This window comes from Pseudomonas sp. H1_G08 (assembly GCF_054681355.1).
In genome coordinates this window covers 1,381,897-1,397,421 of record NZ_CP162822.1, presented here as the reverse complement: position 1 = coordinate 1,397,421, position 15,525 = coordinate 1,381,897, and the positions used below count along the sequence as shown (strand labels likewise).

Genomic DNA, 15,525 nt, shown 5'->3' with positions numbered 1-15,525 from the left:
CCCGATGAGCCATTCACCCGCTACGCCGAGCAATACCGCGACCCAACGCCTTCTCAAGGCCGCCCGAATGCTGTTCGCCATTTCCGCGATGGCCGGCACACTGGCTGCACAGGCGACTCCCCGAACGGAGCCGAAGCCGGACTGGTCAACCCACGATATGCCCAGCCAGAAAGGCCGCATCGTGCTGGTGACCGGAGGAACCAGCGGCATGGGCTATGAAGACGCGCTGGCCCTGACGCGCGCCGGTGCCGAGGTGATCATCGCCGCACGCAACGCCGAGCGCGGCCGCGAGGCGATCGCAAAAATCAAACAAGCCGTGCCCGAGGCGCGCGTGCAATTCGAAACGCTGGACCTTGCCAATCTGCAATCGGTGCGCGACCTCGCCAACCGTCTGCAAGGGCGCCTGCCGAGGCTCGACGTGCTGATTAACAATGCCGCGATCATGTCGCCGCCTGTTCGAGGCGTTTCGGCCGATGGCTACGAGATGCAATTGGCGACCAATTATCTGGGGCATTTCGCCCTGACCGGCCTGCTGATGCCGCTGCTACGCAAAAGCGACGATGGTCGGGTGGTCAGCCTGTCGAGCATTGCCGCCGGGCGCGCAACCGTTAATTTTGATGACCTGCAGGCTGAGCGCAGTTACGACCCTTTTGCCAGCTACAGCCAATCGAAACTGGCGGTTCTGAAGTGGAGCATTGAGCTGCAGCAGCGCAGCGATGCCGCCGGTTGGGGAATACGCAGCATCGCCGCTCACCCCGGCGTTGCCGTGACCGAACTGATCGCCCGTGGGCCTGGCCTGGACAGTGAATTCGGCAAACAATGGGCAGTAGAGCGGGACCTGTATCATTCCGCAGCGCAGGGCGCGCTGCCCACGCTGTATGCGGCGACGGCGCTGGAGGCGGTGGGCGGTGCCTACTACGGGCCTACCGGTGATAACGAGAAGCGCGGGCCGCTGGGCTTCGCCAAGATGCCGCCGGCCGCTGCCGATCGCTCGAATTCGGCCACACTGTGGCAACTCTCCGAGCGACTGACCGGCGTCACCTACCGCTGAGCCCGCTGGCACGGGCAGGCTCCGTGCCATTGCCCCGCCACTCCCACAGGAGCGCAACATGGATACGTCTCTTCTCGCCCACCGCGCCGGCGCCATCATCAATGCCGAGGCTCACGAGCTGCGCCCTGCGCTCAATGGCTTTCTGCTGTTCGTTTGCCTGTTCGCCGGCTATTTCATGCTCCGTCCGATCCGCGAATCGATGGGCATCACTGCCGGCGTCGAGAACTTGCAGTGGCTGTTCACCGCGACCTTCCTGGTCATGCTGGCGGCCGTTCCGCTGTTCGCCTGGCTCAGCGCACGCGTGCCGCGCCTGCATTTCGTGGACTGGGTATACGGATTCTTCTGCACCAATCTGCTGTTGTTCGCCGCCTTGTTCCTGGGCGAGGAAAGCCCGTGGCTGGCGCGCGTGTTTTACGTGTGGATATCGGTCTACAACCTGTTTGTCGTATCGGTCGCCTGGAGCCTGATGGCCGATGTCTTCGACAGTGCCCAGGCCAAACGTCTGTTCGCGTTCATCGCGGCGGGCGCCAGCGTCGGCGGCCTGAGTGGCCCTGCGCTGAGCGCCTTGCTGATCGGTCCGCTGGGCGAGTCCGGCCTGATGCTGCTGGCCGCTGTTCTGCTGGCCGCTGCGATGTGGTTCAAGCGCCAGCTGATGCGCTGGCGTGAACGGGGTGGCGCAGGACGCCCCGATGCCGCGCCGAGCGAAAGCCCTCGCAGGCCGTTGCCGGGCAATCCGTTCAGCGGTATGACGGCCGTTGTGAAATCACCTTATCTGCTCGGCATCTGCGGTTTTGTGGTGCTGCTGGCAACAGTCTCCACCTTCCTTTACTTCGAGCAGGCACGCGTCGTCGCCGAACACTTCCCGGACCGCGAGGCGCAGGTGCGCGTGTTCGGCATCATCGACTTTGTCGTGCAGGCGGGCGCCCTGCTCTGTCAGCTGTTCATCACAGGGCGCCTCGCCCAAAAGCTCGGCGTCGGCGTGCTGTTGGCCATGGTGCCGCTGGTCATGTGCGCGGGTTTTATCGGGCTGATCTTCGCGCCCAGTTTTGGCCTGATCGCCGCGCTGATGATCGTGCGCCGCATCGGTGAATACGCCTTCGTGCGCCCAGGCCGGGAGATGCTGTTCGCCCCGCTCGATGCCGAAAGCAAGTACAAGGCAAAGAACTTCATCGACACCGTGGTCTACCGCGCCGGCGACGCCATCAGTGCCTGGGCGAAAAGCGCGCTGGACGCCCTCAGCCAAGGTGCAGGCATGGCAGCGTTGGTCGGCGCGCTGTGTGCACTGCTCTGGGGTCTGCTGGGATGGCGACTCGGCGAACGGGCGGACCGCCGAGCCAGTGTGGCGGGAGCGCGGCAAAACCCAGCGTAGCGCTCAAGAGTCATTGACGGAGACAGGCATTGCCGTAGAATCGCCCGCCCCAAAAAACAGCTTGCAGAGCGAGAAGGAGCTTCGATGCAACGGGTGATGATTGTTGGTCAGCCTGGGTCTGGCAAAAGTACGTTGGCGCGCAAGCTGGGTAAGCGCACGGGCTTGCCGGTCGTGCATATCGACACGATCCACTGGCAGCCAGGCTGGATCGAGCGAAGCCCGGATGAGAAGACCCGACTCTGCCTGGAGGTCGAGGCGCGTGATCGCTGGATATTCGAAGGTGGCCATTCGACCACTTGGGAAAATCGCATCGCCCGTGCAGATCTGCTGATCTGGATCGATCGTTCGCCACCGCTTCGATTCTTGCGCGTCCTGCGTAGAACGCTGCTCAACCACGGTCAGTCTCGGCCTGACTTGCCGGAAAACTGCCCCGAACAGCTGGCGAATCTGCCGGAGTTTCTAAAGTTCATGTGGCGGACGAGAAAAACCTCGCGAGCCAAAATGCGCCAATTCGTGTCAACGGCGCCATCGGCTTGCCGGGTGGTTCACCTGCGGTCGAATCGAGAGACGAGGACTTTTCTTGAAAGCATTGGCCGTTCCAACGGCCAGGCTTTGCAGACTGACTGACGGCTGACCGCTCCACCAGGGAACTGCCGGTGCCAGGCATCGTCCGAGCTTAAGCGTTTAAGCAAACTGCTCGCCACGAGGTTTCCGTTTGAAAGCTGCCATCGTCAAAAAATACCGTCTGATCATCAAGACCCTGGGTTACGTGGGCTGGTCTTTGTTCTGGTTGCTGCTCTGGGACATCGCCGTCACCGTCGACTTCATGCTGTTTCTCAACGCCAAGCTGAACCTGCCGTTGATGCCGCTGACCTTGCTCGGTTCGGCGTTGATCGTGTTGATCAGTTTTCGCAACAGCAGCGCTTACAACCGCTGGTGGGAGGCGCGGACGCTGTGGGGGTCGATGATCAACAATTCCCGCAGCTTTGCCAGGCAGGTGCTGACGCTGCTGGACGACGCTGGTGGCGAGGTGAATCCGGTCAAATCCACGCTGTTGCGCCGCCACGTCGCTTACGTAAATTGCCTCGCCGCGCACCTGCAAGGCCAGCCATGTCCCGACGAGGTACGGGCGTTTATTCCCGCCGAAGAATTCGCCCGCAGTGGCACAACCAATAACTTTGCCAACGATATCCTCACCGGCTCGGCGACTCTGCTCGCTCGCGAATACAAGGCCGGGCATCTGGACAGTATTCGCCTGGCGCGGCTCGAGTCGACCCTGGTGGATCTGTCCAACAGCCAAGGCGGCATGGAGCGGATCGCCAATACGCCGCTGCCCTACCCTTATGTGTATTTTCCGCGGCTGTTCATTTCGCTGTTCTGCCTGATCGTACCAATAGGACTGGTCGAATCCCTCGGCTGGTTCACGCCGCTGGCGTCGACTGTGGTCGGGTTCATGCTGCTGGCCATCGAACGAATCGGCACCGATCTGCAAAGCCCGTTTCGCCACAGCGAACACCAGATTCAGATGGAAGCGCTGTGCGAAACCATTGAAAAGAACTTGCAGTCGATGCAGCGTGATTCCTTGGGGGATGTGCGCAGGGTTGAGGAGCCCGCTTGAGGCGCTGCTTTAGCAGCAGCGCTTTTCATCAGCTGCGGAGCGGCTATTGACGAGTGTCCGCCTCCTCGGCCGGGTAAAACTCGCCCTGCTTGCCCATTTCTTCCAGTCGTTCGCGCGCTACCGCCTCAACACGGGCCACTGCATCTCGATCGTCAGGGTCAACCAACTGCAAGCACAGGCGTCGGACATTCTGATCATGGGTTCCCTCGCTGAGCATTTCGTGGGTGAAGACTTGTTCAGCACGCCATAGGCATAACTGGGTATGGGTCCCGCCGAGCCATATCTCGTTGATTGAGCCAAGATCAGTGGTTGCCAGTTGATCCACGGTGATTGTCTTATCCATTGCGCCGTACCTGTAAAAATGTTCGTAGACAGGTACGACTAGCGGGCACAGTGGGTCGTTCCAAGCGTCACACTTTCCCACCGCATCCGCGGTATATCGTCCTCTCAAAACGTCAACTTTTCCGAGCCCAACTCCCAAACATCACATCACCGACGTAGATGCCCGAAGAAGCTGAACGCTCCTGATCCAGACGCGCCTGCAATGTTTCAATCTCTACCTCTTCTGCACTGGCCACCCCTAACGCAATGATTCGCGGCAAGCACGCTCGAACGATGGCGCCAAGGCTGTAGGGCGCATCAGGCGTTTGCACCAGGCACTCAGCGCGCACGCTTTCAACGGTCAAGCCTGCCCGGGTGAAAATGCCGTGCAGGTTGAACCCGATGTGCAAATCCGCTCCTTCGCAAGCAAGCATTTGCTGTAACCAGCGTTGCGCTTTTTCATGCAAAGGGAAAGGCTCGACGCTGGCGGGCGCCATCGTCGTATCGTGTTCCTGGAAGATCATGATCCCGCCGGGACGCAGACATCTCGACAGCGCTCGGATCGTCGCCACCGCATCCGGTTGATACATCAGAACGCGCCTGCCGACGATGGCGTCAAAACTGCCGATAGAGTCTGGCAATTCCAAGAGGTCTCCCTCAAGAAAGGTCGGCGCATGTCCTGCGGTGCGCTGGCGTGCAACGGCAATGGCAGCGGCATCGTGATCAACGCCGATGATCTCCCCGTCTCTTCCCACGAGATCACACAGCAAAAACGAAACATCACCCGAACCGCAACCTACGTCCAGGATTCGCATCCCTTCACCAATGCCCGCATCGATCAGCAAGCGTGTGGTGAAGTCGAGTCGGTTGAGCGGCATTATCAAATTCCCTGAGTTTTGCGAAAAATCATGGCAGGCACATCAGTCATCTGGCCCCCAACAGCGCTTCATCCTTCGCCACCGCACGTTTGTAGGCGTCGCGGCTGGTCAACTTCTGGGCATAGGCGAGAAACGCAGGCCTGGGCGGCAAGGTTTGCAAGCCTAACCCCCAGCCAATGTGGGAGCCAACATAAACGTCTGCAGCGGTGAAGCGTTCCCCGGCGATAAACGGATGCGCCAATACCGCGCGCTCAAGCTGATCGACCGTGCGCTCATAGCTTCCGTAGCCAAAGAAAAACTCCTGATCCGGCGTCGGGTTGAAACTGGCGCGGTAGTTGGTGACCGCCTGCTCCAGCGGCCCCGCAGCGAAAAACATCCACCGGTAATAAGCGGCGCGCTCCGCTGCCACCGGGACCAGCCCGGCTTCGGGAAATGCCTCCGCCAGGTACGCACAGATGGCGGCAGTTTCTGTTATGGTTTGCCCGTTATGCACCAGGGCCGGGATCTTTCCCATCGGGTTCACGTCGCGAAAAAAGCCGACACGCCGATCATCAGCATCGGCCATCGTTGGCACTGCCAGCGCAGCACCGCCCCAACGGTCAGCCTGACTGCTCAACTGGTAATCCATGATCACCGTCTCATACGCGCAGCCGATTTCTTCGAGCATCCAGCGCACCATGCGCCCGCGAGAATTAGGGTTGGTATAGAAAGTCATTGTCATCGTGAGCTCCTTTTGGCTCAGTGTGTTGACGACAATGGTAAAAGCGAAGCGGTATGAGCCTGTGGGCGCCTTCCGCCAGAATACTTGCAGAACGCGCCATTGGCGGCGCATTGCATCACGCATCACCGCTATCCTGCAGTTCGGAGTCTGGAAATGCCGCACCTTCACACCAGCACCGAGCGGTGTAAATTGCCCAGGGTGTTCTGGGAATCAATAGCGCAGCTGGGACTGGATCCCTCGTTGATTGAGCAACATGCTCAACTGCCCCCTGACCTTCATTTGAACGAATCGACCTTTGTCAGCACACAGCAGTTGTTCGCTGTCTGGAACGCCATTGAGGCGCTTTCGGCGGATCCGGCTTTTGCGATAAAAATGGTTCGCGACACGCCCAGTGCGAAGCACAAAATGGCGTTCATCACGGCGTTATATGCTGCTGATTATCGCGACGGACTTGCGCGGTTGGCGCGCTTGCAGCGCCTGTGCAGTCCCGACAAATTATCCATGGTCGAGCGCCAGAACACTGTGTCATTCACGATTCAGTGGCCATCCGGCACGGGGCCTGCGCCCTATCTTTCAGTGGAGGCGTGTTTTGCCTTGGTACTGGAGCTCGGTCGACGAGGCACCGGAAAACACATCACGCCAATGTCATTGAGCTTGCGGCGGCCGAAGCCACCGCTGGAAACTCACTCGGATTATTTCGCCTGTCCCATCAACTGCGGCGCCAGCCATGACGAGATGATCTTGAGCGCCTCTGATCTTGACCGGCCGTTTCTGCAACACAATGCGCAGGTGCTGCACATGATGAGCCCCGGCCTCGATGCCGCATTACGCGCAATCGAGGCGCCGGTTGGCTTCTGTGAGCAGGTCATTGAAATATTCAAGCGCACGCTGGCGAACGGACGGCCAAGTTTGCAACACCTCGCCAGAGAACTGTTGCAGAGCGAGCGAACCTTGCAGCGCCGTTTGGCGTCCGAGGGCACGACCTTCAACGCACTGCTCAACGAGGCGAGGCGTCAAGTTGGGTTGCAGCTGCTGGCTGATACGAGCCTGGAGCTCAAAGAGGTGGCGTATCTTCTGGGTTATGACGACGTCAACTCTTACTATCGGGCCTTTCGGCAGGTGGAAAAGGTTACGCCCAGTCAGTGGCGTCGTTCTTTCAATACCTGATATGAACCAGGCGTGAAGCAGCCGCTACCCGCTCTCAAAATGATGTCCGCTCTAGTTGGCGATAAATTTGTTGTTGGTTTTATTCGTCGTACTGTCAACGAACCAAATCGAGCCCCCATCTGTTAACACTTTGCTGCATTCCTTACCGTATTTTTCATAGGCAACGCAGATCACATCCCCCGTAATCACCCAACTTCCTGACTGCATGGACTCACTGGAGATCTGAATTTGTGCAGTTCCGTCAGCGCTTAATACTTGAGAGAAAGGATAACCAGTGGACGTTACGCTGGAATATTTTCGGCCTATGACCGTAGTTTTTATTTCGCTGCCCGTTAGCTGCTTAGCGGTCGCCGGCGCGTCCGCATGGGCGTCGAGCGCAGCTTGATTACCGGACGAAGCGCAGCCAATCATAAATAGCATGGCAACCGCACAAAAAAGGAGCTTTTTCATAACTATCACCTTTTCGCTTATTGAAGCGCTATAGAAGTACCGGACTTATATTAGACACGGAACGGATCGACAATATATTCGATTACTATAAAGCCAATAGCACTCCCACCTATCCATCCCCAAACTGTAAAGCAATCGTACACAATTCGATTTAGTTCGGTAGCGTCGCCGCCATTCAATTTGCGAACTCACACCATTCAACTTAACCATGTAGTGCTGGCGCCGAATTGGCGATTCATCAGAAGTGACCGCTGAAGTCGAAAGCAAACGATGCTCCAAAGCCTTGTCACCAGACAGTCACGCCAATTCACTAATCTTCCCATCCCTCCCGTCGCCCCAAGAGCCCGCATTCCAAAATGCCGCCCATCACCGCCACCTCCCCACCCCGCCAAAAGATCATCCTGCGCTCCGACAACCTCACCTCTTCCGACTTCGGCGCCCTGTTCTCCAGGCTCTTCGGCAACCGCTACGCCGATACTCCGCCGCCACCTTCCAACATCATCATCGGCGGGGTCTACGGGCGGCACGACGGGGTGAGTTTTCGGCGTATGCATTACCACGGCGACTTCAGCGTCACCCTCCCCGACCCGCAGAACGAAATCACTTTCGTCATCCCCACCGCCGGCAAGATCGTTTTCAACCACGCCACCGAGTCCATCGGCATGGCGCATGTCGGTCTGGCGATCGACAAGGCGGATATCCGTTCGATGCGTTTTGTTGACGATCACGCGCATCACGGCATTTCGATCAATCGTCTGCAGCTCACCGAGCGGTTGTCGGCGCTGCTGGAGAAACCGGTCGTGCAGAAGATCGTGTTTGAGCCAAGCGTGGATCTGAATGCCCCGGCATTTCAGGGCCTCAAGGCGTTGATCGATCTGGCCACGGGCACTGAGTTCGATGCCTTGATCAACAGCGGCACGTTGATGCCGTCACGGTTGCGCGAGATGTTGATCGATGCGGTGCTGGAGGCGTGGCCGCACAATTTCACCGAGGCATTACGGGGGCCGGCGCCGTGTGTGGCGCCACGACATGTGAAGGTGGCGATGGAGTTTATTCAGGCGCATCCGCAGCAGTTGGTCAGTGGCGTGGATCTGGCGCGGTTGAGCCATGTCAGCCAGCGCGCCTTGCAGGAAGGTTTTCGACGTTTTGTCGGGATGTCGATCGTGGCGTATCAGCGGCAGGTGCGTTTGCAGCGCGCCTATGAGGCGTTGGTGCGCGGGCATGCAGGCTCTGTGACGGAGGTGGCGTTGAGCTTTGGCTTCAGTAATGCCGGGCGCTTTTGTCAGTATTTTCAGAGTGCTTATGGCGTTAGCCCAGCGGAGTTGAAGGCCAGGCGTTGACCATTCGGTCCGGCGAAACCTGCATTTGATTGAACAGCAGGAATCTCAGGGCGACTAACCCAGACAGGTCGTTTGACGGCACCGCCGATTCAAGCGGCGTTTACCTGGCTGCGACCGACGGTGCGTTTCTGCGCGCGTCGGTGCAGGCTTCGCAAGGGGGTTTCCATGACCGAGGATTTCATCGGCTTTTTCACGACGCACACGATTTTAGGAATTTCACTGGCGAACTGGGTGCTGGCGTTCCTCGCCGCAACGCTCAGTTATCTGCTGACCACCACGGCGATCCGCTTCGTTTTCCGCAAGGTGCAGGCGCGGGCCACTGCCGGCAATGGGCATCTGACGTACATGGCCAGCGAAGTGCTGGCGGCGACCAGCACCACGTTGCTGCTGTTGGCATCGATTCTGGTCGGCATCGGGTTGCTGGATTTGCCGGAGCGCTGGCTCGGGCGGGTCAGCAGTTTGTGGTTCGTGGTGGCGGCGTTGCAGGTCGGCCTGTGGGCCAACCGTGCGCTGGCGCTGGGGCTGCATCGCTATTTTTCGCGGCATAACGCGACCGGCACTTTTCAGGCGAGCGCCTTGGCGACCCTGAGCCTGTGGGGCGTCAAGGTATTGCTGTGGGCGGTGATTCTGCTGGCGATGCTGTCGAACCTGGGCGTCAACATCACTGCATTCGTCGCCAGCCTGGGTGTCGGCGGTATCGCGGTGGCGCTGGCGGTGCAGAACATTCTCGGCGACGTGTTCGCCTCGCTGTCGATTGCCGTCGACAAGCCGTTTGAGGTGGGCGATTTCATCGTCGTCGGCACGCTGGCCGGTACGGTCGAGCACGTCGGCCTGAAGACCACGCGCATCCGCAGTCTCGGCGGTGAGCAGATTGTCATGGCCAACGCCGACATGATCGGCAGCACCATTCAGAACTACAAACGCTTGCAGGAGCGTCGAGTGGTGTTCGAATTTCGTCTGACTTACGAGTGCACCAGCGAACAGATCCGCCAGATCACCCAACGCGTTGAAAGCATCATCAAGAACGAAAAACAGGCGCGCTTCGACCGCTGCCATTTCCGCAGTTTTGGTGAGAGCGCGCTGGAATTCGAGACGGTGTATATCGTTCTGGACGCCAGCTACAACGTCTACATGGACGTGCAGCAACGCATCAATCTGGCAATCATGGAAGCGGTGGCCGAGCTGGACGCGACGTTCGCCTTCCCGGCGCGCACCGTGCATGTCGCCTCCCTGCCCGAACCCACCGCGCCACCGGCACGCACACAGCAACCTTCGCGTGCGCAGCATGCTTGAGCGCAAGAGCCCGGCAATTTGCCGGGCTCGCTGTGTTCAAAAGGCGTAACTGGCCTTTAGACCGCCATTGAAACCATGGCTGTCACCGCCACCGTTGGCGCCGACCTCAGCGCCTACACTCAGGGCGCCGAGGTTGGCCATCAAGTTGATGCCGCCGCTGAACTGGTCGCGATTGTCGAACGCCGCGCGCTGCTCGATATCCAGCCCCAGCAGATGACCTGCGCTGTCGACTTGCTGATCGCCGAGCGCACGTTCATAGCCCACGCGAACGCCCGGGACCAACTGCCACGCACCCATTGCCACCGGCGCGAATGACACGTCGAGATTAGCCACCGCGCTGCGGCGGGTTTGCTTGATGCCGTCGACGTCGAGCGCCAGTTCACTGCCCTTCTCTTTGAAACCTTGCAAGTCGAGATGACTGACGCGAAAGCCCAGGTTCGGTTCGACAATCACGCTGCTCAGCGGCAGGCGATAACCCAACGCCACGGTCGCGCCAGTGAGATTGCCGTGAGTGTCGCCCTTGGCAGTGCCGAGACCACCGCCGAGCTCGCGTTTGCTGTCGTAGTCGACGTAACCGGCGCTGGCGTTGGCATCGACAAACAAGCCGCGCTCAAGGCTGATGAGGCCGTAACGCGCACCGAGGTTGAGGAAGGTGAAGTCTGTATTGGCCTCGCCACCCGCGCCGCCCACGCTGCCCTTGCTGTAGCCAAAGCCGGCGCGCGCGCTGAGTTGTTCGTTGAAGCGCTGGGTAATGCCGAGCATCAGGCCCTGGCTGTGTTCGTTGCTGCTGTCGGCGTGGGCCGAGCCGTCCGTGCCGAGGTAGCCGGCAAGCGCGGTGGTCCAGAGGCGGTATTGGCCGATCTTCAGATCGCTGCCGCTGGCGAACGGTGCGGCGGCTTGTTCGATCATCGCGTTCTGCCGCAGCAGGTAGCTGGCCGCATCAGCGTGGACCTGACCGCCGACTTGAGATTCGACACCGCCCAGACTGCCGGCGTCGATCGCCGATTGCAGGTAGTAGTTGTAGGCGCTGTAGGTGCCGGACAGCTCGGAGTTCTGCAGCTGGCGCAGCAACTCGGCACCAGCGGCGGCATTGCCGATCAGCCCGGTCTGCCCCGGCAAGCTGTTGTACTCGACCAGTTTGCCGCGCAGTACGTAAATGGTTTCCTGGGACAGACCGAGGCCCTGCTTGAGGTAGTTGTCCATGCTGCCGTACTCAGCGGCGACCTGGTCGAGACCGGCCTGCAAGTAACTGGCCTGCACCCCGAGCAGCGGCTCGTAGACAGCGGCCATGCTCGGCGGCAGCGCTTTCAAGGTCGCGGCGACACGGGCGGCGGTGTAGTCGTTGGTCGCCAGATAATTGGCCATGATCGTCGCCTCATCAACGCCAGCGATGCTCTGCAACACGGCGGCGGTCCAGCCGGTGCGGTCCTTGCCGGCGGTGCAGTGAAACAACTGCGCGGCGTCGACACTGGCCAGCTCATTGAACAACTGGCCGAACTGCCCGCGCATGCCGGCATCGCTGACGAAGGCGCGGTTGGTTTCCTCCATCATCGCCACGGCCTCGGCGGCGCTGTGGAACGAGATATTGGTGATGTTCGCACCAGAGGTGGTGCTACCGATGATGTCGATATTGCGATAGGCCGCGCCGCTGATCATCGTGTCGGGCGTAGCGGCAATTTCGCTGGGCGTGCGCAAGTCGTAAATGGCTTTGATGCCGAGACCATTAAGCGTCGCCAGATCCGCCGCCGACGGCGTCAAAGCGTTGGAGCGGTAGAACACGCCGCTGCGCATAACGCCGTCGTGGGCGGTGGAGTACGCGGTGGTGATGCCGGCGATGTCGCGAAAGTTGTCGATGCCGCTCAAGCGCGGCGTGTCGAGGCTGACAGGCTCGGCCGCGTGGGCAGCGGCGATGGACAGGCTCAGAAGGGACAGCGAACACAGAAGACGTTGGAACACAGTGCAGCCTCATGAAATCAGCGTTGGGCTGGTCACTATGGGCAGACGAGTGGGAGGGAATATGACAGTTTCGGCTGGCTACAAAATGCCTGCGCGAATGGGCCGTGGAGTGCGTGATCGGTCCATCAATCCTGCTTGGATGTGTTGAAGATCCCTGTGGCAGCGAGCCTGCTCATGAAAGCGGCGTGTCAGCCGATTATATTCAAACTGAAAAAAAGCTTTCGCGAGCAGGCTCGCTCCCACAGGGTTTGGTGACGTATCCGTTTTTTCAATTTGTCGCGCGCAATCACAACCCCTTATAAGACTGCCATCACTTTCAAGAACAAGAGGCTGTACCCATGAGCAACGCCTGGAACGAAGGTTATTTCACCGACGAAGGCTACACCTACAGCTATAGCCGGGAGATCAATCCGGTGTTCCTGCGTTACTGCCTGTTGTTGCGCGGGTTCGCCACGCTGGAAAGCAACGAAGGCGTGCACTGCGAACTGGGCTTCGGTCAGGGCGTGTCGATCAACATCCACGCCACCGCCAACCCGGGTTCGTTTGTCGGCACGGACTTTCACCCGGGTATGGCGGCCCATGCCATCGAACTCGCGACTGCCGCCAACAATGGCGCCCGCCTGTATGACGACAGCTTCGAGCAGCTGCTGGCGCGCAATGATCTGCCGCAGTTCGACAGCATCAGCCTGCATGGCATCTGGACCTGGGTCAGTCGCGACAATCAGAAATTGATCGTCGAATTCGCCCGCCGTCACCTGAAACCGGGCGGCATGCTCTACGTCAGCTACAACTGCTTCCCCGGCTGGTCGCCGTCAGCGCCGCTGCGCAATCTGTTCAGCCTGCACGATCGTTTCGCCAATGCCTCGTCGCGCTCCGATCAGCGCATCGACGCCGCACTGCAATTTTCCGAAGCACTGCTCGCGGCCAACCCGAAATACGCCGCGGCGGCGCCGAGTCTCGGCGCGCGGCTGCAGAGCATCAAGGGTCAGGATCGTCACTACGTCGCCCACGAGTATTTCAACCGTGACTGGAATTGCATGTACTTCGCCGACATGGTCGACGCGCTGGCCCCGGCCAAGCTCGACTACGCCACCACGGCAGTGCCGCTGGATTCGGTCGCCCCGCTCAACCTGAGCGCTGAAGGCATGGACTTTCTGGAAACCATCGAACATCCGATCATGCGCGAGCAAGCGCGGGACTACTTCGTCAACCAGCACTTCCGCCGCGACCTGTACGTACGTGGCGCGACCCGCCTGTCCGCTGCCGAACGCCGCGCGAGGATGCTGCACAGCCGTTTCGTGCTGCTGCAACCCTGGGAAACCGTGGCGGGCTCGGTCACCGGTCCTGCCGGCGAAGCGACCCTGCAAGCGGAAATCTACGGCCCGGTGCTCGATGCCTTGGCGGCGCAAAACTATGCGGCCAAATCGATGCGCCAATTGCTGTCCGAGACTGCGCTGGCTTACGACGACCTCGAACAAGCCCTGGCCGTGCTGATCGGTATGGGCGCGGTCGCTCCGTGCCAGAGCGAGGCCGCCGAGTCGCAGGTCAGCGGTCGCTGCGCCGCGCTCAATCTGCAACTGTGCAAACGCTCGCTGTACGGCGCCAACATCCAGACCCTGGCCAGCCCGGTCACTGGCGGTGGCGTGACAGTCAGCCGCTTCCAGCAGCTGTTCCTGATTTCGATCAAGCAAGGCAAACAGCAGCCAGCCGAGTGGGCGCAACTGGCGTGGAGTGTGATCAGCGAACAAGGTGAAGTGCTGGTAGAGAACGGCCAGCCGCTGCTCACTGCCGAAGCCAATATCGCCGCGCTGACCGCACAGGCGCAGGTATTCGCCGAGCAGACGCTGCCTGTGCTGAGGGCGCTTAAAATCGCTTGATTGCAAACGAACCAAGGTGGGAGCGAGCCTGCTCGCGAAAGCGCTGGATCAGCTGCCTAATCGGTGACTGACGTACCGCATTCGCGAGCAGGCTCGCTCCCACACTGGTCGTAGATCCGGGTCAAGCCAACCGTCCTGTTTCCGGAACTTTCCGCCCTCTGCCGTCCGTCCAGCCGGCCTGCAATAAACGAAATTTCCGCTCCACCCACTCCTCACAAACTATGCATGCGCTAACGCCCATCAGGGCAAAAGCGCGATAGCCTGGTCTGAGGAAAATTTGAATGTTCATACATAACAAGCGACTTCAGTACACCGTTCGAGTGGCCGAGCCCAACCCTGGTCTGGCCAATCTGCTGTTGGAACAATTCGGGGGCGCCAATGGCGAACTGGCCGCAGCAGCGCGCTATTTCACCCAAGCCTTGGCCGAGGAAGACCCGGGACGCAAAGACCTTCTGCTGGACATTGCCACCGAAGAATTGAGCCATCTGGAGGTGGTCGGCTCGATCATCGTCATGCTCAACAGAGGTGCCAAGGGTCAACTCGCCGAGGGCGTGCAAGAGGAAGGTGAGCTGTACCGTGCGCTGAATGGCGCCGGTAATGACTCGCACATCACCAGCCTGCTGTACGGCGCAGGCGCGCCTCTGGTCAATTCCGCTGGCGTACCGTGGACAGCGGCGTATGTAGATTCGATCACCGAACCTACTGCCGACTTCCGTTCGAACATCGCAGCCGAAGCGCGGGCGAAAATCCTCTACGAACGCTTGATCAACATCACCGATGATCCGGGCGTGAAAGAGGCGCTTGGCTTCTTGATGACGCGGGAAATCGCCCATCAGCAGTCCTTCGAAAAAGCCCTGCATTCGATCCAGCCGAACTTCCCGCAGGGCAAATTGCCTGGCATGCCGGAGTTCACCAACAAGTACTTCAACATGTCTGGCGAGCCTAATGTGCGCGGCCCCTGGAACGAGGGCGGTGCGTGGGAGTACGTGGAAAACCCAGAGCCTGCGGTCGACGGCGGCGACGGTCTGGCGACCGTCAGCCTTCCGGCCGAAGACGAACAGGTGCTGGAAGCGATGAAGACCCGTACAGCCTCTGACCCACTCAGCGAGCCGGTGACCGGTGCTGACCTGGGCTCCGGTTATGTACAAGGTAAAGATGTCTGAACCCGTCCGGCGGCCCCGGACCGGGGTCGCCACTTGCTCAAGGAAAACCACATGAAAAGCAGCAAAGTCCTGGCACTGACCTCTGAACATTTTCAACGTTTGATGGAGAAGGCATACGCCGGTTTTGAGCTGGACTGCAAACAGGCCTGTCGAGGATTGAAAGTCAGCATGGCGGTGAATGTATTCGGCTTGGGCACCCTTCTCCCGAATAATTTTGCCGATCAAGCCACAGTCCAGCAATCGGAGGTGGCAGCCATCCATTGACCGCGAACTGGCGGGAAGACTTGCTGCTCTGTGAGCCGAGTGTTGCCACCGTCTTCA

The 15,525-nt window shown here is 59.9% G+C and carries 15 protein-coding genes; 10 read left to right on the top strand and 5 right to left on the bottom strand.

The annotated features are described in order from the left end of the window. Positions 1–4 precede the first annotated feature (4 nt). The 4 genes from AB4N85_RS06400 to AB4N85_RS06385 all read left to right on the top strand — a co-directional run bounded on the left by AB4N85_RS06400 (position 5) and on the right by AB4N85_RS06385 (position 4,038). Complete coding sequence (locus AB4N85_RS06400) at positions 5–1,051, top strand: SDR family oxidoreductase (RefSeq protein WP_435406352.1); 1,047 nt, start codon at positions 5–7, stop codon at positions 1,049–1,051. 58 nt (positions 1,052–1,109) lie between these two features. Continuing rightward, entirely contained in the window at positions 1,110–2,420 is a 1,311-nt protein-coding gene (locus AB4N85_RS06395) for an NTP/NDP exchange transporter (protein ID WP_150742644.1), read from the top strand. 84 nt (positions 2,421–2,504) lie between these two features. Next, the gene (locus AB4N85_RS06390; protein ID WP_252869288.1) at positions 2,505–3,047 is read left to right on the top strand and encodes a P-loop NTPase family protein; all 543 of its coding nucleotides are present in this window, start codon (positions 2,505–2,507) and stop codon (positions 3,045–3,047) included. Between the two features lie 88 nt (positions 3,048–3,135). Then, a complete protein-coding gene (locus AB4N85_RS06385; protein ID WP_024012629.1) occupies positions 3,136–4,038 on the top strand; it encodes a bestrophin family protein in 903 nt (300 codons plus the stop codon). A 43-nt stretch (positions 4,039–4,081) separates the two neighbouring features. Here AB4N85_RS06385 and AB4N85_RS06380 read toward each other — a convergent pair whose 3' ends face one another. The 3 genes from AB4N85_RS06380 to AB4N85_RS06370 all read right to left on the bottom strand — a co-directional run bounded on the left by AB4N85_RS06380 (position 4,082) and on the right by AB4N85_RS06370 (position 6,081). Then, complete coding sequence (locus tag AB4N85_RS06380) at positions 4,082–4,381, bottom strand: hypothetical protein (protein ID WP_236169219.1); 300 nt, start codon at positions 4,379–4,381, stop codon at positions 4,082–4,084. Between the two features lie 112 nt (positions 4,382–4,493). Continuing rightward, positions 4,494–5,237 (bottom strand): methyltransferase domain-containing protein, encoded by a 744-nt coding sequence (locus AB4N85_RS06375; RefSeq protein WP_252869287.1) that lies wholly within the window; start codon positions 5,235–5,237, stop codon positions 4,494–4,496. 46 nt (positions 5,238–5,283) lie between these two features. After that, positions 5,284–6,081, bottom strand: a complete 798-nt coding sequence (locus tag AB4N85_RS06370) for a glutathione S-transferase family protein (RefSeq protein WP_252869286.1) — start codon at positions 6,079–6,081, stop codon at positions 5,284–5,286. Positions 6,082–6,111: 30 nt separating this feature from the next. On the opposite strand from AB4N85_RS06370, the gene AB4N85_RS06365 reads away from it, so the two are divergent. After that, entirely contained in the window at positions 6,112–7,125 is a 1,014-nt protein-coding gene (locus AB4N85_RS06365; RefSeq protein ID WP_252869285.1) for an AraC family transcriptional regulator, read from the top strand. Between the two features lie 51 nt (positions 7,126–7,176). Here AB4N85_RS06365 and AB4N85_RS06360 read toward each other — a convergent pair whose 3' ends face one another. Next, on the bottom strand, positions 7,177–7,575 hold the full coding sequence (locus AB4N85_RS06360; RefSeq protein ID WP_252869284.1) for a hypothetical protein: 399 nt from the start codon (positions 7,573–7,575) through the stop codon (positions 7,177–7,179). 356 nt (positions 7,576–7,931) lie between these two features. On the opposite strand from AB4N85_RS06360, the gene AB4N85_RS06355 reads away from it, so the two are divergent. Further along, positions 7,932–8,915, top strand: coding sequence for a helix-turn-helix transcriptional regulator (locus AB4N85_RS06355; protein WP_252869283.1), 984 nt, complete (start codon positions 7,932–7,934; stop codon positions 8,913–8,915). Between the two features lie 165 nt (positions 8,916–9,080). Beyond that, on the top strand, positions 9,081–10,208 hold the full coding sequence (locus AB4N85_RS06350; RefSeq protein WP_252869282.1) for a mechanosensitive ion channel family protein: 1,128 nt from the start codon (positions 9,081–9,083) through the stop codon (positions 10,206–10,208). Between the two features lie 36 nt (positions 10,209–10,244). Here AB4N85_RS06350 and AB4N85_RS06345 read toward each other — a convergent pair whose 3' ends face one another. Beyond that, complete coding sequence (locus AB4N85_RS06345) at positions 10,245–12,164, bottom strand: tyrosine-protein phosphatase (protein ID WP_252869281.1); 1,920 nt, start codon at positions 12,162–12,164, stop codon at positions 10,245–10,247. Between the two features lie 338 nt (positions 12,165–12,502). Between AB4N85_RS06345 and AB4N85_RS06340 the strand changes: the two genes are divergently transcribed. The 3 genes from AB4N85_RS06340 (at position 12,503) to AB4N85_RS06330 (ending at position 15,468) form a co-directional block, all read left to right on the top strand. Beyond that, complete coding sequence (locus AB4N85_RS06340; RefSeq protein ID WP_252869280.1) at positions 12,503–14,041, top strand: class I SAM-dependent methyltransferase; 1,539 nt, start codon at positions 12,503–12,505, stop codon at positions 14,039–14,041. Positions 14,042–14,322: 281 nt separating this feature from the next. Then, positions 14,323–15,204 carry a manganese catalase family protein gene (locus AB4N85_RS06335; RefSeq protein WP_041480494.1) on the top strand — a complete coding sequence of 294 codons (882 nt, stop codon included), beginning with the start codon at positions 14,323–14,325 and terminating at the stop codon, positions 15,202–15,204. A 51-nt stretch (positions 15,205–15,255) separates the two neighbouring features. Continuing rightward, positions 15,256–15,468, top strand: coding sequence for a hypothetical protein (locus tag AB4N85_RS06330; RefSeq protein ID WP_252869279.1), 213 nt, complete (start codon positions 15,256–15,258; stop codon positions 15,466–15,468). The last annotated feature ends 57 nt before the right edge of the window (positions 15,469–15,525 follow it).